Source organism: Bradyrhizobium sp. USDA 4504 (genome assembly GCF_054063995.1).
The window spans coordinates 5,159,854-5,180,347 of the sequence record NZ_JBSSGV010000001.1 but is presented as its reverse complement, the minus strand read 5'-3'; the positions used below and the strand labels follow the sequence as shown (position 1 = coordinate 5,180,347).

The window sequence follows — 20,494 nt, the reverse complement described above, 5'->3', positions numbered from 1 at the left end:
GATATCGCTCGGATTTGATGCCAACCCGCGATCGCTGCATTTCGATCGTGCGAAGTCATGCTGCTTCGGCTTCGCATTGAGCGCATCGGTTGTCTTTGTGAAAGACCGCGCTAACATGGAATCCATCCATCGATACCTGTCTTCGTCCTTTTTTGATCGTCTATTGCAGCGCAACCAGGCCACGCAACGGGTTGCGGGCTCGCCAGGGCGACCGGGCCTCGAAGGGAAGTAGCAGACACGCATCCCTAATATTGCAACCAAGAAACAACGGGGGAAGATATGTATGTGAGAGGGATTGCGGCATTCGCCGCCGCGCTCGGCGTTGGCCTGTTGTCGGGCGCCGCCATCGCGCAGGAAGTCAAGCAGGAGAAGCAGTCGGTCCTCGGCAACGCCAATGTTTCTCCGGTGACCCAGGAGCAGCTCAACGCCGCCGACAAGAACACCAGGGACTTCCTGCTCACCAACGGCAACTATGCCCAGACGCGATTCTATCCGGGCAAGCAGATCAGCCGGGACAATGTGAAGGACCTGCACGTCGCATGGATCTTCCAGACCGACGTCAAGGAATCGCTTGAGACGTCTCCGATCGTCGTCGATGGCGTGATGTTTGTCACGACGTCGTTCAGCCATGTCTATGCGCTCGACGCCAAGACCGGTCAGCAGCTCTGGCACTACGCCCACAAGATGGGCCCGATCACGGTTTATTGCTGCGGTCCCAACAATCGCGGCGTCCAGGTGCTCGGCGACCGGGTCTATCTGGCGACGCTCGATTCCAAGCTGATGGCGCTGAACGCCAAGACCGGCGAGGTGGTCTGGACCACCAACATCGCCGATCCCGAGCTCGGCTACAGCGAGACGATGGCGCCGACCGTGGTCAAGGACAAGGTGCTGATCGGAACCAATGGCGGCGAGTACGGCATCCGCGGCTTCGTGCGCGCCTATGACGCCAAGACCGGCAAGCAGCTCTGGAATTTCCACACCATTCCGGAGAACTCCGTCGGTGTCTGGGCGACCAAGGATGCCACCGGCCGTGACATGCATCGCAATATCCAGGCCGAGAAGGACATGCTCGCCAAGATCGGCGATCCCTATGCCAAGCTCGGTGGCGGCGTGTGGCAGAACCCGTCGGTCGATCTCGCGACCAACCGGATCTACTTCGTCGTCGGCAACCCGTCGCCCGACCTCGACGGGTCGAACCGGCCCGGCGACAACCTCTACACCAATTCGCTGGTCTCGCTCGATCTCGACACCGGCAAGTATGTCTGCCACTTCCAGTACATCGCCCATGACGTCTGGGACCTCGACGCGGTCAGCCCGACGGTGCTGGTCAACGTCAAGGACAAGAGCGGCAAGACGATTCCCGGCGTCATCCATGCCGGCAAGACCGGGCACATCTATGTGCACGATCGCAAGGATTGCAGCCTGATCCGCTTCTCCGAGGCGATGGTGCCGCAGGAGAACATGTGGGTGCTGCCGACCAAGGAAGGCGCGCGCATGCTGCCCGGCGCCAATGGCGGCGTCGAATGGTCGCCGATCGCAACCGATCCGGGACAGGAGCTGGCCTACGCGATCAATCTGCACCAGCCGATGACCTACCACGTCGAAAGCTCGGCCTATCCGAACGGCAAGCTTTGGCTGGGCGGCGCCTTCAAGGTGATCCCGGGCGAGAAGCAGGCAGGCAACATCACCGCGGTGAACTACAACAACGGCAAGATCAAATGGCAGGTCAACACGCCCGAGCCGATGATCGGCGGCATCCTCGCCACCGCCGGCGGCCTGGTCTTCACCGGCGAGGGCAACGGCAAGTTCGCGGCCTACAATTCGTCGAACGGCAAGGAGCTGTGGAGCTTCCGCGCCGGCGCCGGCGTCAACGCGCCGCCGTCGAGCTACATGGTCGGCGGCAAGCAATATATCGTGGTCGGCGCGGGCGGTAACACCCAGCTCGACTACAAGCGTGGCAACAACATCATCGCCTTCACGCTCGACTGAGCCGGGCCTGATGCATCATCACGCGTGCAAACATTGACGGCGAGGCGGGACCGGTTCGGTCCCGCCTCTGTTTTGGTCGGATAAAAGGTCCAGCCACGTCATTGCGAGCGAAGCGAAGCAATCCATTGTGCCGCGTTTGTGGAAGCATGGATTGCTTCGTCGCTCCAGCGCAAAATTGCTTTGCAATTTTGTCGCGAGCTCCTCGCAATGACGGAGGTGGACCGATACTGCGCCTCAGGATGAGCCAATGTTCGGTAAATTGATGATTTGCGGCGTCGCGCTGTTGCTGATGGCAGCGCAGGCGCGCGCAGAGACGATTGAGGAAAAAGTACAGGTCTGCGCCGGCTGCCATGGCGAGAACGGCAAGCCCGTCGACAAGACCATTCCGACGATCTGGGGCCAGCAGGCCGGTTATCTCTACATCCAGCTGCGCGATTTCAAGCGCGGTGATCGCAAGAACGAGATCATGCAGCCGATCGCGGCGCAGTTCGAGCGCGACGATATGCTGGCGATCGCGGAATATTTTTCGCAGAAGCCGTGGCCTGACCTCGGCCAGCCGCGCGCGCCCAAGGACGTGGCGGAGAAGGCGGTCAGCGCCAGCCGCTCGGTCGGTTGCCCGGCTTGCCATCTCGATCGCTTCCAGGGCGACGGCACGGTGCCGCGGCTTGCCGGCATGGGACGGGATTATCTCGCCAAGACCATCGCCGATTTCCGCACCCGTGCGCGCGGCAACAATCCCGGCATGTCCGACCTGATGCTGGCAACGTCGCGCGACGACCTTGCCGCATTGGTGGACTATCTGGCGGGGCTGTGAGCGGCGGGCACTCGTCATGCCCAGGCTTGTCCCGGGCATCCGCGTCTTGGTATCCAGGCAAAAGAAGACGTGGATGGCCGGGACAAGCCCGGCCATGACGTCCGAGCAAGTCGCCTCAACGCGGCGTCAGCTCTTCGCGCAGCACTGAGAGGATGGTGAGATCGGCGGCGTGCTTGCCGGCCTTGTCGGCCAGCGCAGGGTCGGCGCCGTGCGCCAGCAGTGTCCTGGCAATCGCCGGATGATTGCCTTCGGCGGCGATCATCAGCGCGGTGCGGCCGCGCGCATCGCGGTCGTCGACCTTGGCGCCGCCTTCCAGCAGGTACGAGACGACCTCCAGTGCTTGCGCCTCCGGCACGGTCTCGTCAGGGCCGGCGGCCCACATCAGGAGCGTCAGATCGTTGGCGTAGCGCGCGTTGATGTCGATCTCGTGCGCGAGCAGCTGCTTGACGATGCCGAGCTGGCCGCCCGCCGCGGCGTAGACGACCGGCGGCTTGCCGGTGTCGTCTGCCTTGCGGCCGTCGGCGCCGTGCGCCAGCAGCATGCGCACCACCATGTCCCTGCCGGCATAGGCGGCGGCCGCGACCGGGGAGGCGCCGCTGCGTCCGGTGAGATTGACGTCGGCGCCGCGGTCGATCAGGCGCTGCACGATCGCGACATGGCCGCGCTCGGCGGCAAAATACAGCGCGGTCGATCCCGCGAGGTTGCGTGCATCGAGCGGCGCGCCGCGTGCCAGCAGCAGGTCGACCATGGCAAGATGGCCGGAGCGAGCGGCGTGGCTCAGCGGCCTTGCGCCCAGCCGGTCCCGCGCGTCGACCGAGGCGCCGTGATCGAGCAGCTCGGTGGCAAGGTTGATGCAATCGGCATTGGCGGCCGCAAATAGCGACAGCGAGATCTCGATCGCGCTGAGCTGGGCCTTGTCGGTTTCGTATTTGCGGATCAGCTCGCGGCATCGCGCCGGATCGAGCGCCGCGAGGCTGCCGTGCACGCTGCCGGCAACGATCAGCGCGGCGAGGGGGATGCGGCGATACAAGGCGTGGTCCTCCGTCATGCTGACAGCAGCGCCATTCGGTCGAGCGTCGCATGATCCTCCGTCGCTGCCAAGCCGCGCGGCCGGGAAGGGCCCGCCGCGCCGGCAGGCCATGCGCCGTCGCGGCTCCGTGGCCTTTCGCCATGCGTCCGAGCCGATGGACTTGCCGCTTGCAGCGCGGCACGATGCGGGCGTCGACCCTATCTGACGCGAGTCCTTGCCCAAATGAGCGACGATCTGTGTCTGCTGTCTGCCGTTGAGCTTCGTGGGCGCATCGCCCGCAAGGAGGTTTCGCCTGTCGAGGTTACGCGCGCGGTGCTCGCCCGTGCCGAGCGGCTGCAACCCGAATTGAACTGCTTCATCACGCTGTGCGGTGACGCGGCGATGGCGCAGGCGAAAGCTGCCGAGCGGCAAATCACGGCTGGCGAGCCGGCCGGTCTGCTCCACGGCATCCCCTTCACCGTGAAGGACATCGTCAACACCAAAGACGTCCGGACGACCTTCGGCGCGGTGCCGTACCGGGACAACGTGCCCGACAATGACGCCGTCGCGGTGGCCCGCCTCCGTGCCCAGGGCGGCATATTGATCGGCAAGACCACGACGCCGGAGTTCGGCAGCAAGTGCCTGACCGACTCGCCGCTGTTCGGGCGGACCCGCAATGCATGGAGTGCCGAGCGGTCCAGTGGCGGCTCCAGCGGCGGCGCGGCGGTGGCCGTCGCGAGCGGCATCGCGCCGCTGGCGGTTGCGACCGATGGCGGCGGCTCCACCCGGATTCCCGCCGCCTGCAACGGTGTGGTCGGAATCAAGCAGAGCAACGGGGTGATCCCGCATAGCCAGGTGCAGGACGCTTTCGGCAACCAGACCTATGTCACGCCGACCACGCGCACCGTTGCGGATACGGCGCTGATGATGCAGGCGATGGCGGGAGAGGATCCGTCGGACCCCTGGTCGATCGGGGTGCCGGTGCCTGACTATCTCGGGCTTGCCGCCCCGCGCGGCGACCTCAAGGGCCGGCGGGTGCTGTTCTGCGTGTCGCCGCCGCGGCGTCCGGTCACGTCCGATGTGGCTGACGCGTTCAAGGCAAGCCTCGACCGTCTGGCGAGCCTCGGCGCCGAGCTCGAAGAGTTTTCCGGCGACGGCTTTGACATCGAGCCGATCTGGCGTGCGATCAATCACACCGTCTGGCGCACCCGCTTCGAGAAGCTCGCGGCCGATCATCCGGATGATCTCAGCGCAACCTTCCTGAAGCAGCTCGCGCTGGCGGCCCAGGTCAGCGGTGTCGACTACCAGCGGGCGATGTTCGAGCGCACCGCGCTCTTCCGCCGGGTGCAGTCGCTGTTCGCGCGCGGCGATCTCCTGGCGATGCCGACCTTGACCCGGTCGGCGCTGCCGATCGACCAGGACCTGTTCGGCACGATCGAGATCGACGGCCGGAGTTTCGACAGCGTGCGGCCGCACTGGTTTCCCTGGACCATGCTGTTCAACATGACCGGGCATCCCGCCGTCAGCATCCCCGCAGGTTTCGGCCGCGACGGCCTGCCGATCGGACTGCACCTGGTCGGCCGCTTCCGGGCCGATGCCGAACTATTGCGCGTTGCAGCGTTGTTCGAGGCGGCGAGCGACTTGCTTGGTCGCTGGCCGGCCTGATGTTGTCGGCGCCGCCGGTCGCGGCGTCGCCGGTTTAGCCGGTCTGCCCGGTGCTCGCATTGGCGACGGCGCGCGCGACATTGGCGATCACCTCGTTGCACTTCTCGATGGGAGCACTTGCCCCGGTCAGGTAAGCCGTCACCACGATCGGCTTGCGGCCGGGCGGCCAGAACACGCCGATGTCGTTGTAGGTCCCGCGCTCGCCGGTGCCGGTCTTGTCGGCAACCCGCCAGTCGCGGGGCACGCCGGCACGCAGCCTTGCGTCGCCGGTTTTGTTTGCGACCATCCAATCGATCAGTTTCTGGCGCGAGGCCGCGGACAGGACATCGCCGAGCACGACGCGCTGCAAGTCCTTCAGCATCGCCACCGGGCTCGTGGTGTCGCGCGGATCGCCTGATACCGCCTCGTTCAGCGCCAGCTCCCAGCGATCGAGCCGGCTCACATTGTCGCCGATGGTGCGGAAGAAGCCGGTCAGGCCGGCTGGCCCGCCGATCTCGCGGAGGATCATGTTGCCCGCAGTGTTGTCGCTCCTTGTGATGGCGGCCTCGCAAAGCTCGGCAAGCGTCATGCCCGAGGCGACGTGCTCCTTGGTGACGGGCGAGTTGGCCAAGATATCCTTGGCCTCGAACCGGATTTGCTGATCGAGGCTGGATTCGCCGCGGTCGATCCGGTGCAGCACCGCGGCCGAGGCCAACGCCTTGAAGGTGCTGCACATCGGGAACCGCTCGTCGCCGCGCCGGCTCGCGCGCAATCCCGTCTCCATGTCGAGCGCGGCGACGCCGAGCCGGCCGCTGGTTGCCAGCTCGATGCGCGCAAACTCCTGCTGCAGCCGCTGCGCCGGCTCGCCTGGTCCTGCCGCTGCGCCTTGCCGCGGCAAAGTGCAGGACACCGCAAGGCCCAGCGCGCGCAATCCAAATGTCCGTCTCGTCAGCATGTCGAATCTCCCGTTGGCGGCGCGAACCTGCCGGGCGGCGTGACGGCGCACAAACAATCATTTATACAGCGAGACATGAGGAAAACTTGGTCATGACGCCGTGCGCCGGCATCTCCCGCTGAACGCGCTGCGCGCCTTCGAGGCCTCCGCGCGGCTGCTCAGCTTCACCCGCGCCGGGCTGGAGCTGCGCGTGACGCAGACTGCGATCAGCCATCAGGTCAAGCAGCTCGAGGATCTCCTGGGCACGAGCCTGTTCCGCCGGCTGCCGCGCGGGCTGGTGCTCACCGACGAGGGGCTGGTGCTGCTGCCGGTGCTGTCAGACGCGCTCGACCGGATCGGCGCCGCGATCGACCGCATCGAGGCCAAGGGCACGCGCGAGGTCGTGACCGTCGGCTGCGTCACGACGTTCGCGACCGGATGGCTCTTGCAAAGGGTCGACCGCTTCAAGCGCGCGCATCCCTATATCGATTTGCGTCTGCTCACCAACAACAACCGCGTCGACATCGCAGGCGACGGGCTCGATCTCGCGCTGCGCTTCGGCGACGGCTCGTGGCACGGCACCGAGGCGATCCATCTGTTGTCCGCACCGCTCTCGCCGGTGTGCTGCCCCGACGCGGCGGACCGGCTGCGCAAGCCGTCCGATCTCGCGCAGGAATTCCTGCTGCGGTCCTACCGCGCCGAGGAATGGCCGCTATGGTTTGCGGTCGCCGGCGCGCCGTGTCCGAAAATCCAGGGGCCGATCTTCGACAGTTCGGTCGCGATGGCCGAGGCCGCCGCGCGCGGCGTCGGCGTCGGGCTGGTGCCGATCGCGATGTTCGAAAATGAGCTGGCGACCGGCCGGCTCAAGCGTCCGTTCGCGGCCGAGGTCCCGGCGGGATCCTATTGGCTGACCTGGCTGAAGTCGCGCGAGGTGACGCCGGGCATGCGCGCGTTTCGCGACTGGCTGCTCGAGACGCTGCGGACGGAGGTGAATGAGGTGGAGGACGCCGTCGCGCCTGCACCGCGGCGGAAGATCAAGACAAAGGCCGGACCGAAGCCGCGGACCAAGACCAAGCGGCGTTAACGTCTGACGACGTGATTCAACTATCGTCGCCATTATTTCGGAATTATCGAATGATGCCGCTGATTTGCCCGACATGTCAAGTGCCGTGTCGGACGCCCGCAGCCGCCGGCTACTTTGCATGGGGTTGTTTTCGATATTTTAGGCGGTGCGCTCCCGCGCCGGCTGGCTATCGCATCTGGCGCGCGACCTACGCCAGATGGCACGCCACGGAATGCCCGTTCCTGCCTTCCAGCAACTCCGGCGCGCTCTGCCGGCAGCGCTCCTCGGCGATTGGACATCTCGTGTGGAAGTGGCAGCCCTTGGGCGGATTCATCGGGCTCGGCACGTCGCCCTTCAGGCGGATGCGGTCGCGCTTCGCCTTGGGATCCGGCACCGGCACCGCCGAGAGCAGTGCCTTAGTGTATGGGTGCTGCGGGTTGCAGTAGAGATCGCTGGCCTTGGCGAGCTCGACGATGCGGCCGAGATACATCACCGCGACCCGGTCGGAGATGTGCTCCACGACCGAGAGATCGTGGGCGACGAACAGATAGGTGAGGTTCAGCTCGGCCTGCAGATCCTCGAGCAGGTTGATGACCTGGGCCTGGATCGAGACGTCGAGCGCGGAGACCGGCTCGTCGCACACGATCAGCTTCGGCTCCAGCGTCAGCGCGCGGGCGATCGCGATGCGCTGGCGCTGGCCGCCGGAGAATTCGTGCGGGTAGCGGCGCATGTGCTCGGCCTTCAGCCCGACCTTGACCAGGAGGCTCGCGACGCGGTCCTCGCGCTCGCTGGCCGAGCTCACGAGGTTATGGATGATGAAGGGCTCGCCGAGGATCGCGCCGACCGTCATGCGCGGATTGAGCGAGGCGAACGGGTCCTGGAACACCAGCTGCATGTTGCGCCGCATGGCGCGCAGGTCGCCGCCGCCGAGGCCGGTGACGCTCCGGCCGTCGAACACGACCTCGCCCGAGGTCGGCTCGATCAGGCGCAGCACGCAGCGGCCGGTGGTCGACTTGCCGCAGCCGGATTCGCCGACGAGGCCGAGCGTCTCGCCGCGGTTGACCGAGAACGACACGCCGTCGACCGCATAGACCTGGCCGACCTCGCGCGAGAGCAGGCCGCCCAGCACCGGAAAATGCTTCTTCAGATTGGAAACGCGCAGCAGCGGCTCGGTCATGACGCGTCTCCGAGGTGGCAGGCCATGCGGTGGCCGGGCGCGATCTCGCGCAGCCGCGGCTCCTTTTCGGTGCAGATGCTCATGGCGTATTTGCAGCGGGCGGCAAAGCGGCAGCCGGGCGGCGGATTGATCAGGATCGGCACCGAGCCGCCGATCGCCTCCAGCCGCGTCTTGTGCGCGGCGTCGAGATCGATGCGCGGGATCGAGCGGATCAGGCCCTGAGTGTAGGGATGGCCGGGATTGCCGAACAGTTCGTCGACCGGCGCCTCCTCCACCACCTTGCCGGCGTACATCACGACGACGCGCTGCGCGGTCTCGGCGACGACGCCCATCGCGTGCGTGATCAGCATCACCGCCATGCCGAAGCGTTCCTTCATGTCCTGCAACAAGTCGAGGATCTGCGCCTGGATGGTGACGTCGAGCGCGGTGGTCGGCTCGTCCGCGATCACGAGCTTGGGACGGCACGCCAGCGCCATCGCGATCATCACGCGCTGGCGCATGCCGCCGGAGAACTGGTGCGGATAATGATGCACGCGGCCCGCGGCGTTGGGGATCTGCACCAGCTTCAGCATCTCGATGGTGCGCTCGAGCGCCTGCTTCTTGGTCACCGCCTCGTGGCGGCGCAGGCTCTCGGCGATCTGCTCGCCGATGGTCAGCACCGGATTGAGCGAGGTCATCGGCTCCTGGAAGATGAAGCCGATCTCCTTGGCCCTGATGTCATCGAGCTGGTGGCTGGTCAGCGGCACCAGGTCGCGGCCCTCGAAGATGATCTCGCCTTCGACGATCTTGCCCGGCGGCATGGCGATCAGCTTCAGGATCGACATCGCGGTGACGGTCTTGCCGCAGCCGGATTCGCCGACCACGCACAGCGTCTCGCCGCGGTTGATGCTGATGTCGACGCCGTCGACCGCCTGCAGGATGCCGTCGTCGGTGGTGAAATGGGTTTTCAGGCCCTTGATGTCGAGCAGCGCCATCAGATCACCTTGCGCGCGTCGAGCGCGTCGCGCAGCCCGTCGCCGATGAAGTTGATGGCGACCACCGCGATGAAGATCGCGCCGCCCGGAAACAGCGCCCAATGCGGGCCGATGTCGAGAAAGTCCTTGGCGTCATAGAGGATGCGGCCCCAGGTCGGCGTATCCGGCGGGAAGCCGAGGCCGAGGAACGACAGCGTCGATTCGGCGATGATGGCGGCGGCGACGTCGATCGTGCCGGCGATGATCACGGGTCCCAGCGCGTTGGGCAGGATGTGGCGCACCACCTGGCGCACCGGACTCGCGCCGAGCGCGCGCGCCGCCTCGACGAATTCCTTCTCGCGCAGCGACAGGAACTGGGCGCGCACCAGGCGCGCGACCGGCATCCAGCGCAAGCCGCCGATCACCAGCACGATCAGGATGAAGATGCCGCCCTCCGGGCCGAACATCGCCTTTAGCCCGTCGCGGAACAGATAGATCAGCATCAACAGCAGCGGCAATTGCGGCAGCGACAGGAACAAGTCGGTCAGCCACATCAGCGCGTAGCCGAGCGCGCCGCGCGACATGCCGGCGAGCGCGCCGATCAGCGTGCCGACGAACACCGAGACCAGCATCGCGGCGAGACCGACCGCGAGCGAGATGCGCCCGCCATAGATCATGCGGGCGAGCAGGTCCTGGCCGAGATCGTCGGTGCCGAACGGGTGCGCCAGCGAGGGGCCCTGCAGGCCAGCCACGACGTCCATGTCGCTGATCGAGACGCGCCAGACGAACGGGCCGATCACGACGGCCGCGATCAGCAGCAGCAGCAGCACGGCGCTGACCACGGCCGGCCGGTGCCGGCGGTAGCGCCGCCAGGTTTCGCGCCAGGGCGAATAGCCGCGCCGCTCAGCGGAAGGAGATGCGAGGGTCAAGCCAGCCATAGAGGACATCTGCGATCAGGTTGAACAGCACCACGAGACACGCGAAGACGAAGGTCACGGCCATCACGACCGGCGTGTCATTGGCGAGGATGGAGGAAATCAGCAGCGAGCCGATGCCGGGAATCCGGAAGATCTGCTCGGTGACGATGGCGCCGCCGAACACGGCAGGCATTTGCAGCGCAATGAGCGTGACGACCGGGATCATCGCGTTGCGCATCACGTGCTTGACGATCACCTTGGCCTGTCCGAGTCCCTTGGCGCGGGCGGTGGTGACATAGTCGAGCCGGATCACGTCGAGCATTGCCGAGCGCACGAAGCGGGTCATCGACGCCGCCTGGAACAGGCCGAGCACCATCACCGGCATGATCGCCTGCCGGATCATCTCCAGCAGCCAGGGAATGCCGCTGCCCGGCACGTCGGTGTAGACGAAGGGCAGCCAGTCCAGCTTCACCGAGAGCACCAGGATGAACAGGATGCCGGTGAAGAAGGTCGGCAGCGAGAAGCCGATGAAGGCGAAGGTGTTGGCGAGCTGGTCGAAGATCGAATACGGCCGGGTGGCGGCATAGACGCCGACCGGGATCGCGATCAACAGCGCCAGCAGCTGCGCCGAGCCGATCACGTAGAGCGTGGTCGGCAGCCGCTGCAGGATCAGCGTGTCGACATTGATCCGGCTGACAAAGGAGAAGCCCCAGTCGCCCTGCGCCATCGCCGCGAGCCAGTGCAGGTAGCGAAGATAGATTGGGTCGTCGAGGCCGAACTTGGCGCGCAACGCGGCCTGTACCTCGGGCGGCACGTTCGGATTGGTCGCGAGCTCGCTGAACGGATCGCCCGGCGCGAGCGCCAGCACGACGAACAGCACGAGCGAGATCCCGAGCAGGCTCGGGATCGCGATCATCAGGCGACGCAGGATATATTGACTCATCGAGAGATCATCTAACTGACGCTCGCACCTTGAGCACGTTGATCTTGCTTCCAGTCGAAAGGCGAGCTTCACCTCGCCCCGCGTGCGGGGAGAGGTCGGAATTCAAGCACGGCTTGAATTCCGGGTGAGGGGGAGTCTCCACGAACTCATCTTTCACGGTGTTTGCTGCGAAAGCCCCTCACCCCAACCCTCCAAGAGCGAGCTCCCGCTCGTCTCGACCCCGTAAGAACGGGGAGAGGGAGAAGATGCACCTACTCAAACTCCGAACCTGTCCCCGTGTCTCAGGTTTCACGATACCAGTCTTGCAGATTGTCGGTCTGGTTGGCCCAGCCGGAGAGCGCGGGCCGCACCGTGTTGGAGCAGGCTTCCACCGCGAGGCGGTGCATCACCGGGATCACCACCGTGTCCTGCCACATCAGATCGTTGCACTTGATGTAGAGCTCGGCCCGCTTGATCGGATCGGTCTCGGTATCGGCCGCCTCGATCGCGGCGTCGAAATCCTTGTTGACCCAGCGCGGGAAGTTCTGCCCTTGCCACTTGTTCTCCTTGGTCGCGACATTGCGCGACAGATAGCGGCGCATGTGCAGGCCCGGGTCGGGTTGTGTCATCGGGATCTGGAACATCTCGATGTCGGCGTAGAACTTGGAATAGGTGTCGGGGTTGGCGACGTCGGAGGAGAAGAACACCGAGGCCACCACCGACTTCAGCTCGACGTCGATGCCGGCCTTCTGGCAGGCCTGCTTGACGATCGCCTGGGTCTTCTGCCGCGGGCCGTTGATCGAGGTCTGGTACAGCAGCTTCAGCTTCTTGCCGTCCTTCTCGCGGATGCCGTCGGAGCCGACCTTCCAGCCGGCCTGTTCGAGCAGCGCGCTCGCCTTCTCGACCGAGAACTCCCATCTGGTGTTCTTGGAAACGAACTCCTCGGGGCCGTTGAGATAATTGGCGGTGGCGCGGCCGGCGCGGCCGTAGATCACCTTCTTGACGGAGTCGCGGTCGACCAGCAGCGCCAGCGCCTTGCGCACCGCCGGATCCGACAGGATCGGATGCTTGGTCTTGATCGACGAGCGTTCGCCGTCGACCTCGGTGTTCGGGTCGGTGAAGTTGATGGCGATGAATTCGATGTCGCCGCCGACGGCATAGAGCGTCTTGCCCTTGCCGCCCTTTTCCAGCCGCAGCAGCACCTCGTCCTCGACCTGGATGTTCCAGGCGAAATCATATTCGCCGGTCTGGATCACCGCGCGCGCCGCCGACACCGCATCGCCGCCGCCCTTCATTTCGATCGTGTCGAAATAGGGCCGGTTCGGCATGTGGTAATCGGGATTAATTTCGCCGCGCACCAGATCGCCCGGCTTGAACTCGACGAACTTGTAGGGGCTGGTGCCGACCGGCTTCAGATTGTTCGGCGCCTCGCGCGACTTGCTGCCCTTGTACTCCGCGAAGAGATGTTTTGGGATGATGCAGCCATAGGCGCCGACGAACGCATTGGCCCAGAACGGCGTCGGATCCTTGAACTTGATGCGGACCGTGAGGTCGTCGACCTTCTCCACGGTCATGCCGGAATAGGTCCCGCTCGAGACGGCTGCGGTCGCGGGGTCGGTGGCATATTCCCAGTTGAACACGACGTCGTCGGCGGTGAAGGGTTTGCCGTCATGCCATTTGACGCCGGGCTTGAGTTTCCAGACCACCGACTTGGCGTCTTTGGAAAGCCCGCCGTTCTGGATCGAGGGGATTTCGGCGGCGAGGATCGGGTTGAGATGGCCGTCGACGTCCCAGCTTGCCAGCGGTTCGTAGAACAGCCGCGAGCCGTCCTGGTCCTTGGTGCCGGTGGCGAAGTGCGGATTGAGCAGGGTGGGGCCCTGCCACCACAACAGCTTCAGCGGACCGCCGCCGCCGCGCTTGGTCGGCTTGTAGGGATTCGGGCTCTGCGCCATCGCGACGCCGCCGATCGCAAGGATCTGGTTGGCCATCGGCGCGGTGAGGCCGACGGCAATCATTCGCTTGACGAAGGCGCGGCGATCCATCCGCCCGTCCTTCACGTCGTCGATCATGCCACGCAGATTCCTGTCGAACATTGTCCCCTCGGTCCGGCTCAATTGGTTATTGCGGCTGGCCGTGGAACCGGCCGCCGTGTTGGCGGCAGGATGGCACACCGAATGACCGCGAAGGTCAACGCCTCCCGCCCTTCAGCGCCTAGGTCTTTTGGCTATCGCTTGTGCAGAACCTCCCCTTGCCGCACACCGGTTCAGCAGATCGGCGCCAAAGCACGCCCTTGCGCGCCGCGCAGTGCGGAAAATTTGTTCGTTATCCTTTGTTCCGAGATGCTTTTTTGCCACGCAGCAGCGTATTCGCGCGAACTGGCTGCCGGTTCGCGTGAAGAAAGCGCGTCAAACAAAAATCCAGAGCCCCGTTCCGGTCCAATCGGAGCGGGCCCTAGCCGGACCTCGTTGCCAAGAACAGGTCCGGCCCGCACACGCTGCTCTCAGGCGATCGACATGTTCAACGGCGGCGCAACATTCGCCGGCAGCGGACTGACATAGGGCGTTCTTGTGGTCCGCTTCTTGAGGTCGGCCTTGGCGGCCGCGATCAGCTCCGGCTCCATCAGCGCCTTGACGCCGAGGCCGGCCATCGCCTTGGCGGCCTGCACCATCGCCTTGTGCGCGGCCGGCGTCTTGCCCTGCGCCACAACCTGCCAGGTGTGGAACGGCGTGCCGATTGCAACCGTCGGTGCATGGACCTGCACGGTCGGCACCACCCAGCTGACGTCGCCGACGTCGGTCGAGCCGATCAGCGGATTGCGCTTGGCGTCGATCGGCACCAGGAAGTCGGCGAGCGGCCGGTCGGTCGGCTCCATGCCGATCGCGTAATAGACCGAGGCGATGTCCTTGTCGGTCAGGGTTGCGCGGATCCTGCCGGCGAAATCCTTGTCGGCATCGTCGAAATGCGGCGGGCCGAGCTCTTCCATGATCCGGTGCAGCGTCTGTTCCAGCGGCGTGTTGGGCAGGATGTTGGAGACCGCGGAGATGATCTTCATCTCCACCTTGGTCTCGGTCATCAGCGCCGCGCCCTGCGCGATCTTGTGCACGCGCTCGACCAGCTCGTTCATGCCGGGCAGGTCGCGGGCGCGGATCGAATAGCGCACCCGGGCATGGGCCTGCACCACGTTGGGCGCGATGCCACCGGTGTCGAGCAGCGCGTAGTGCACCCGCGCGTCGCTCGGCATGTGCTCGCGCATGTAGTTGACGCCGACATTCATCAATTCCACCGCATCGAGCGCGCTGCGGCCAAGATGAGGCGAGGCTGCCGCATGCGAGGTGCGCCCGGTGAAGATGAAATCGGCGCGGGTGTTGGCGAGCGACGGCGTCACCGCCACCTCCCAGAAGCTGTGCGGATGCCAGGTGATGGCGATGTCGGCGTCCTCGAACGCGCCACAGCGCACCATGAAGGCCTTTGCCGCGCCGCCTTCCTCGGCAGGACATCCGTAATAGCGCACGCGGCCCGGCACTTTGTTGGCCGCAAGCCAGTCCTTCACCGCGGTCGCGGCGAGCAGCGCGGAGGAGCCGAGCAGATTATGTCCGCAGCCATGGCCGTGGCCGCCGCTCTCGACCGGGCGATGCTCGGCGATTCCGGCCTCCTGGCTGAGACCGGGCAGGGCGTCATACTCGCCGAGGAAGGCGATCACCGGGCCGCCTTCGCCCCATTCGCCCATCACCGCGGTCGGGATGTCGGCGACGTTCTCGGTGATGCGAAAACCCTGATGGCGCAGTTCGGCCAGATGTTCGGCGGATGAGCGCGCCTCGGTGTAGCAGACCTCGGGCATCGCCCAGACCCGGTCGCTCAATTCGATGAAACGCGGCTTGATCGCGTCGACGCCGCGCCAAACATCACTACGGTTGTCCATTTGCTCCGATCCCTTAACGCTAGAGCATGATCCGGAAAAGTGTGAAGCGGTTTTCCGAAAAGATCATGCTCAGACAATGAGCCAAAGCGCGATGATCTCATCGCTCTTTGGGCAATCTGAAGCGCGAAACGCTAGCAGCTTGTCGCGACGCCGCCTAGCGCGCGCCGGAAGACCTGCTTTTCCGAATGTCACGTCTTGGTGTGCAGAAATGTTTCTGCGTCAGGCGGCGCTGAGCCGCTCCAGGCCTTTCCAGTCGAAGGCGATGCCGTGCCCCGGGCGATCCGGCGCGATCGCCATGCCCTGCTCCAGAACCAGCGGGTGCTCGATATAGCGGTCGAGGCCGAAGCCGTGCGCCTCGAGATACGACCGGTTCGGGCACGCCGCCAGCAGATGCACGGTGATGTCATGCGCGCCATGGCTGGTGACGGGAATATTGAAGGCCTCGGCGAGCCGGGCGATCTTCATGAAGCTGGTCACGCCGCCGCAATTGGTGACGTCGGGCTCGGCATAGGACAGCGCGCCGCCGGCGATATACGGCTTGAACTCCCACAGGCTGCGCAGGTTCTCGCCGGCCGCGATCGGCACGCCGCCGGCCTGCACGATGCGAGCGTGTCCCGCGACGTCGTCCGGAATCGTCGGCTCCTCGATCCAGGTCAGGTCGAAGGGTTGCAGGGCGCGCGCGGCGCGGATCGCTTCTTCGACGGTCCATTTCATGTTGGCGTCGGCCATCAGCGGAAACTCGTCGCCGAGATGGCCGCGCATCGCCTTCACGCGCGCCACGTCGGACGCAAGGCTCGGCCGGCCGACCTTCATCTTGATGGCGCGAAAGCCCTTGGCAAGATTGTCGTCGGTCTGCTTGAGCAGGCCATCGAGCGGCAGATCGAGGTCGATGCCGCCCGCATAGCAGGGCACGCGACGGTCGAAGCCGCCGAGCAGCCGCCACAGCGGCAGCGATGCCCGCCGCGCCTTGAGGTCCCACAACGCGATGTCGAGCGCGGACAGCGCCAGCACCGCCGGCCCGCCGCGGCCGCCATAATGCAGCGCCCACCACACCTTGTGCCAAAGCTGCTCGGTGTCGTCGGCCTCCATCCCGCGCGCGATCTCGGTGATTTCGCGGCCCAGGATATCGGCGATGGCGCCGCCATTGCGGCCGACCGTGTAGGTGTAGCCGGTGCCTTCCGCGCCGTCGGCATCGCGGGCGCGGATCGTGACGAGCTCGAACGCCTTGATCTCGCCATGCGTGCTGTCGCTCAGCACCACCGGGAGCGGGATCTTGTAGAATCCGATGCTGAGGTCCTTGAGGATGGCCACGCCGGAACTCCTTGTCATGGGACGAATGCAATGCGTGACACACGATCTCAAAAGCCCCGGCTGCCTGCAACCTTGCGCCTGCGAATGTCTGCCTTGAGCGATCGGCGTGCCTTCGGAGATGCAAAGCATATGACCGCCATGCAGATCGGCGGTCATAACGGACTGGGACCGTGCGGGTGTCGTGGCGACGAGCGATGCCGCGTGCTGGACGTCGACGCTGCGGCTGAGCGGGCTTCGACGCCCGCATTGCGGTCGCATTGGCTCCAATGAATGGCCATGGAAAAATCAGACGTCAGCCAAACTTCGCGCGTAGGTTTTATCGCTTGCTGACCTCGAAAAGGAATCGACCATGCGCAATCTCACAGCATTCGTCACTGTTGCCGCGCTCGTCCTCGGAACGCCCGCCTTGGTGCAAGCGCAAGGCACGCAACCCAATGCGCCGCCGCAGTCATCTGATCAGTCCACCGTCATCCGGAGCATACAGGTCGTCGACATCAAGGACCTCAAGCCCGAGATGCGATCGAAGATCGAGGATGCGATGGCAAAGACCAAGGAAGACGACATCCAGTCGCTTCGGAAGTCGATTGACGCGACACCGCAGGCGGTCTCCGCGCTCAAGGCCAAGGGCCTGACTTCGTCGCAGGTCGTCGCTATCAACATTGCCGATGGCGTGCTGACGATGTTCGCCAAAACAGCCTGACCAGGGTCAGCGAATGTCGGTATCGGTGGTTGGACCTCCCCGCGGCCACCGATGCCAACAACTCCCGCAGCCGGCGCTGCGGGAGTTTTCATTTCTGATAGGCGCGGCCCGTCCAATGGACCCTCACCGGGGAGAGCGATCAGTCAGGCTCGTTGGGCCTGGTACGTTCCGCGCGTTTCAATTCGCGATCGATCAGCGTGCAGACGCGCCGCCGCGCCAGCAGGTCGAGCCGCGCGCGCGTGGTGCCTTGCCTGGTCTTGCCGTTGATGTCGAACGACCAGGCCCAGAGGTCGGGTTCGATGTTGGTGAGTGTGTATTGAATGTCCCGATGACGACCGATCAGCTTCTTCATGCCGTTTCTTCTTGTTGGCTGAAGATTGCATAGCCAGATCGTGAAGGCGTCTGTATCCGGTCGAATACTGAGTCGGGTGTCCGCAGGGCGGAATTTTCCAAATCACTGATTTGGGGTCGCTGTGCAGTGGCTGCGTGCAACTGACGAGTGCGCACGAAGATTCGCAGTCGTCCTGGCGAAGGCCAGGACCCATTACCCCAAGTGCGCAATGTTGCGCGACGCTAGGGCCACGATCTCGTTCACTGTCAAATGCGGTGGTTATGGTCCTGGCTTTCGCCAGGACGACAATGACGAGTCCTGCCTGCAACATCCGCCGCAGCGTACGGGTCCCTGCTTTCGCAGGAACGACGGGTGGAGAAATCTCAGCTCAGCGTCACTACAACAGTCATCCCAGCCCTCACAAATTTATCACCCCGCGCCGCGCGGCATGGGCGACGGCGTCGGTGCGGCCGGTGGCGTCGAGCTTGTCGAGCAGCGAGCCGACATGAAACTTGGCGGTGTGGACGGAAATCCCGAGCCGCTGTGCGATCATCTTGTTGGACGCGCCTTCCGCCAGCAGCGCCAGCACGTCGAGCTCGCGCGGCGTCAGCTCGAAGTCGCCGCCCGCGGCCTCGCGGTTGCGTGCGACGACCGCAGCCGTGGCCTGTTCGCCCGGCGCGGCGAGCCGCAGGCCGGCGACGCTGCCGAGCAGGGTCGCCAGCCGGTCGGCGAGGACGGCGTCGTCGACCTCGAGCGCGATGACGATGTCGTTGGCCGGCTCACCGCTCACGTCTCGGGCCTCTCGCCGACTGTCACCTTGAAGTTCAGCGGCTCGCCGCCGCGATGCACGGTGAGCTCGACCACCGTGCCGACGCTCTGCGGTCCGAGGCCGCGCGACAGCGCGCGCACGCCGTACAGCTTCTCGCCATTCACGGCAATAATCACGTCGCCTTGCCGGATGCCGGCGGCGGCCGAGGGGCCGGCCTTGTCGACGTTCATCACCATCGCGCCGAGGCCGTCGTCGAGACGGACCGGCTGCAATCCGACGCCAAGATATCCGCGTGCGATGCGGCCGCTCTTCTCGAGCTGGCCTGCGACCCGCTCGATGGTCGTCGCCGGGATCGTCAGCACGCGGCGCGGGCCGAGCACGGCCATGCCGAACGGCTCGCCCGCGGCGTTCAGCGCGAGGCCACCCTGCTGGCTGTGCCGCAGCCGGACGTCGAGCTCGATCCGTGCATCGATTTCGCCGCCGCGCAGGCTGCGCCAGGCCGGGCCGGACAGTGCGACCATGCCGAGCCGCGCGGTCGGCGCGCCGCGGTCGGCGGCGACGATCACCGCGAGCGATCCCAGCGCGGGGTTCTCGGTCGAGAGCTTGACGGGGGCGACATCGCCTTCGACGTGCAGCAGCGCGACGTCGGTGGTGTGGTCGCGTCCGACGACGGTCGCTGGCCTGCGGCTGCCGTCGGCGAACTGGATTTCGATCTCGCCCTCGTCGGCCAGCGCTTCGTCGGCGGTGACGATCAAGCCCGCCTTCCAGACAAAGCCGGAGGCGCGCGCGCGATGCGAATGCACGGAGACGATAGCGGGCGCAGCGCGTGCAATGGTCTCTGCAAGGGCGGATGACAGCGATGACAGGATATTCGGTTCGGTCATGGGAAACTCCGTTGGCTTCCCTCAATCTGGGATGTCGCGGCTGACGGCGATACTGGCCGGATGGGCAGGGCGTGGCCGGGCCGCCCGGAACTGCCGCTCAGCTCAGCCGCTGCAGGGTCGCCTTCGGGCTCTCGCCGAACTTGGCGCGGTAGGCGCTCGCCATCCGGCTCAGATGGGTAAAGCCGAGGTCGAATGCAATATCGACGATGCGCTCGCCCGGCCGCGCCGTCTTGAGGCGGGCGTTGAGATGGGCGAGGCGGATGTCGAGCAGCATCTCGGACACGGTGGTGCCGAAGTGACGGCGGAAGCCGAGTTGCAGCGCGCGGATGCCGGTGCCCGCGATCTCCGCGAGCTCGGCGAGGTCCATCGGCTCGGTCGCGCGGCTCTCCAGATAGGCGCGCACGCGTTTCAAGGCGGCCGGCTGGGCCTCGGTGCGGCCGTTGAAGACATCGATCGCCGAACTCAGGCTGTGCCGCTGCTCGTTGAGCAGCACATTGAGAAACGACTCGCGCCAATCGGCCGCCGCGACCGCCGACAAAGCCTTGCGCGGCCCGAGCTGCTCGGCGGCCGTGACAAGCTGCTCGATCTTGGCCGAGAGCGTCTGCCCGAGTGGCCCGCTCAGCGCGACGGCCGGATCGAACTCGACCGGCCTCACCGCCACGCCGCCAAGCGCCGCGGCGCGATGCTCGACCAGCTTGCGGTCGAGCAGCAAGATCAGCTGAGCGCAGTCGCCGCGCCAGGTCATCTCGGTCGGAATGGTCGGCGACAGCAGCGAGGCCGTGTGCCGTGGTCCGGTGGTGAGCTCGCGCGCGGCGGTCCGCACCGCGGCCGAGCCGGACAGCGGCATCTGCAGCAGGAAGAAGCGGTCGAGGCAGCCGGGATTGATCGCGACCGATCCGCCATAGGCGACATAGTTGACGGAGAAGCCGTCGAAGTCGGCGCAATTGTGATGCGCGGAGAAATCGCTCGCGGAATGATCGACCGGCGTCAGATCGTGCGGACAGAAGATGCGGCCGATCGCTTCCGCCGCGTCGTCGACGCGCGCCGTCGCGACGCGTGCGAAATCCTTGAGCCTTGCGCTTGCCGGATTTGCGCTTGCCGAAACCTCGTTGCCAACAGCAGTCACGCCGGCCGTCCGGAGTTGTTTGAGGTCTAAAA

At 65.6% G+C, this 20,494-nt stretch carries 18 protein-coding genes; 5 read left to right on the top strand and 13 right to left on the bottom strand.

The genetic code is table 11. The features are described from left to right. Window positions 1–279: 279 nt before the first annotated feature. Entirely contained in the window at window positions 280–1,989 is a 1,710-nt protein-coding gene (locus ACVMB1_RS24355) for a pyrroloquinoline quinone-dependent dehydrogenase (protein WP_076830639.1), read from the top strand. 247 nt (window positions 1,990–2,236) lie between these two features. Continuing rightward, complete coding sequence (locus tag ACVMB1_RS24350) at window positions 2,237–2,803, top strand: c-type cytochrome (protein ID WP_244558909.1); 567 nt, start codon at window positions 2,237–2,239, stop codon at window positions 2,801–2,803. A gap of 115 nt (window positions 2,804–2,918) precedes the next feature. On the opposite strand, the gene ACVMB1_RS24345 is transcribed toward ACVMB1_RS24350, so the two are convergent. Next, complete coding sequence (locus tag ACVMB1_RS24345) at window positions 2,919–3,833, bottom strand: ankyrin repeat domain-containing protein (RefSeq protein WP_158074220.1); 915 nt, start codon at window positions 3,831–3,833, stop codon at window positions 2,919–2,921. 222 nt (window positions 3,834–4,055) lie between these two features. On the opposite strand from ACVMB1_RS24345, the gene ACVMB1_RS24340 reads away from it, so the two are divergent. Beyond that, a complete protein-coding gene (locus tag ACVMB1_RS24340) occupies window positions 4,056–5,477 on the top strand; it encodes an amidase (protein WP_076830648.1) in 1,422 nt (473 codons plus the stop codon). A 34-nt stretch (window positions 5,478–5,511) separates the two neighbouring features. Here the strand turns inward: ACVMB1_RS24340 and bla are convergent, their stop codons facing one another. Continuing rightward, window positions 5,512–6,411 carry a class A beta-lactamase gene (gene bla, locus ACVMB1_RS24335; protein WP_076830651.1) on the bottom strand — a complete coding sequence of 300 codons (900 nt, stop codon included), beginning with the start codon at window positions 6,409–6,411 and terminating at the stop codon, window positions 5,512–5,514. 100 nt (window positions 6,412–6,511) lie between these two features. On the opposite strand from bla, the gene ACVMB1_RS24330 reads away from it, so the two are divergent. After that, a complete protein-coding gene (locus ACVMB1_RS24330; protein WP_076830654.1) occupies window positions 6,512–7,474 on the top strand; it encodes a LysR family transcriptional regulator in 963 nt (320 codons plus the stop codon). Window positions 7,475–7,661: 187 nt separating this feature from the next. Here ACVMB1_RS24330 and ACVMB1_RS24325 read toward each other — a convergent pair whose 3' ends face one another. The 7 genes from ACVMB1_RS24325 to ACVMB1_RS24295 all read right to left on the bottom strand — a co-directional run bounded on the left by ACVMB1_RS24325 (window position 7,662) and on the right by ACVMB1_RS24295 (window position 16,670). Then, window positions 7,662–8,630, bottom strand: coding sequence for an ABC transporter ATP-binding protein (locus tag ACVMB1_RS24325; protein ID WP_076830657.1), 969 nt, complete (start codon window positions 8,628–8,630; stop codon window positions 7,662–7,664). Next, window positions 8,627–9,607 (bottom strand): ABC transporter ATP-binding protein, encoded by a 981-nt coding sequence (locus tag ACVMB1_RS24320; RefSeq protein WP_141340051.1) that lies wholly within the window; start codon window positions 9,605–9,607, stop codon window positions 8,627–8,629. Before ACVMB1_RS24320 ends, ACVMB1_RS24325 begins: the two co-directional genes overlap by 4 nt. Beyond that, window positions 9,604–10,521 carry an ABC transporter permease gene (locus tag ACVMB1_RS24315; protein ID WP_028334911.1) on the bottom strand — a complete coding sequence of 306 codons (918 nt, stop codon included), beginning with the start codon at window positions 10,519–10,521 and terminating at the stop codon, window positions 9,604–9,606. The genes ACVMB1_RS24320 and ACVMB1_RS24315 overlap by 4 nt, the downstream gene beginning before the upstream one ends. Then, complete coding sequence (locus ACVMB1_RS24310) at window positions 10,487–11,443, bottom strand: ABC transporter permease (protein ID WP_076830660.1); 957 nt, start codon at window positions 11,441–11,443, stop codon at window positions 10,487–10,489. Before ACVMB1_RS24310 ends, ACVMB1_RS24315 begins: the two co-directional genes overlap by 35 nt. 281 nt (window positions 11,444–11,724) lie before the next feature. Continuing rightward, window positions 11,725–13,515 (bottom strand): peptide ABC transporter substrate-binding protein, encoded by a 1,791-nt coding sequence (locus ACVMB1_RS24305; protein ID WP_057019238.1) that lies wholly within the window; start codon window positions 13,513–13,515, stop codon window positions 11,725–11,727. Between the two features lie 407 nt (window positions 13,516–13,922). Continuing rightward, complete coding sequence (locus ACVMB1_RS24300) at window positions 13,923–15,341, bottom strand: M20 family metallopeptidase (RefSeq protein ID WP_141340047.1); 1,419 nt, start codon at window positions 15,339–15,341, stop codon at window positions 13,923–13,925. Between the two features lie 219 nt (window positions 15,342–15,560). After that, on the bottom strand, window positions 15,561–16,670 hold the full coding sequence (locus ACVMB1_RS24295) for a mandelate racemase/muconate lactonizing enzyme family protein (protein ID WP_141340048.1): 1,110 nt from the start codon (window positions 16,668–16,670) through the stop codon (window positions 15,561–15,563). Window positions 16,671–17,001: 331 nt separating this feature from the next. Between ACVMB1_RS24295 and ACVMB1_RS24290 the strand changes: the two genes are divergently transcribed. Then, window positions 17,002–17,352 (top strand): hypothetical protein, encoded by a 351-nt coding sequence (locus tag ACVMB1_RS24290; protein ID WP_057019241.1) that lies wholly within the window; start codon window positions 17,002–17,004, stop codon window positions 17,350–17,352. A 139-nt stretch (window positions 17,353–17,491) separates the two neighbouring features. On the opposite strand, the gene ACVMB1_RS24285 is transcribed toward ACVMB1_RS24290, so the two are convergent. The 4 genes from ACVMB1_RS24285 to ACVMB1_RS24270 form a co-directional block, all read right to left on the bottom strand. Next, window positions 17,492–17,704, bottom strand: a complete 213-nt coding sequence (locus tag ACVMB1_RS24285; protein ID WP_057019242.1) for a hypothetical protein — start codon at window positions 17,702–17,704, stop codon at window positions 17,492–17,494. Between the two features lie 397 nt (window positions 17,705–18,101). Then, on the bottom strand, window positions 18,102–18,473 hold the full coding sequence (locus tag ACVMB1_RS24280; RefSeq protein ID WP_057019243.1) for a response regulator transcription factor: 372 nt from the start codon (window positions 18,471–18,473) through the stop codon (window positions 18,102–18,104). Then, window positions 18,470–19,336, bottom strand: a complete 867-nt coding sequence (locus ACVMB1_RS24275) for a S1C family serine protease (protein WP_076830668.1) — start codon at window positions 19,334–19,336, stop codon at window positions 18,470–18,472. The genes ACVMB1_RS24280 and ACVMB1_RS24275 overlap by 4 nt, the downstream gene beginning before the upstream one ends. Before the next feature lie 97 nt (window positions 19,337–19,433). Then, entirely contained in the window at window positions 19,434–20,462 is a 1,029-nt protein-coding gene (locus ACVMB1_RS24270) for an AraC family transcriptional regulator (protein ID WP_076830671.1), read from the bottom strand. Between the last annotated feature and the right edge of the window lie 32 nt (window positions 20,463–20,494).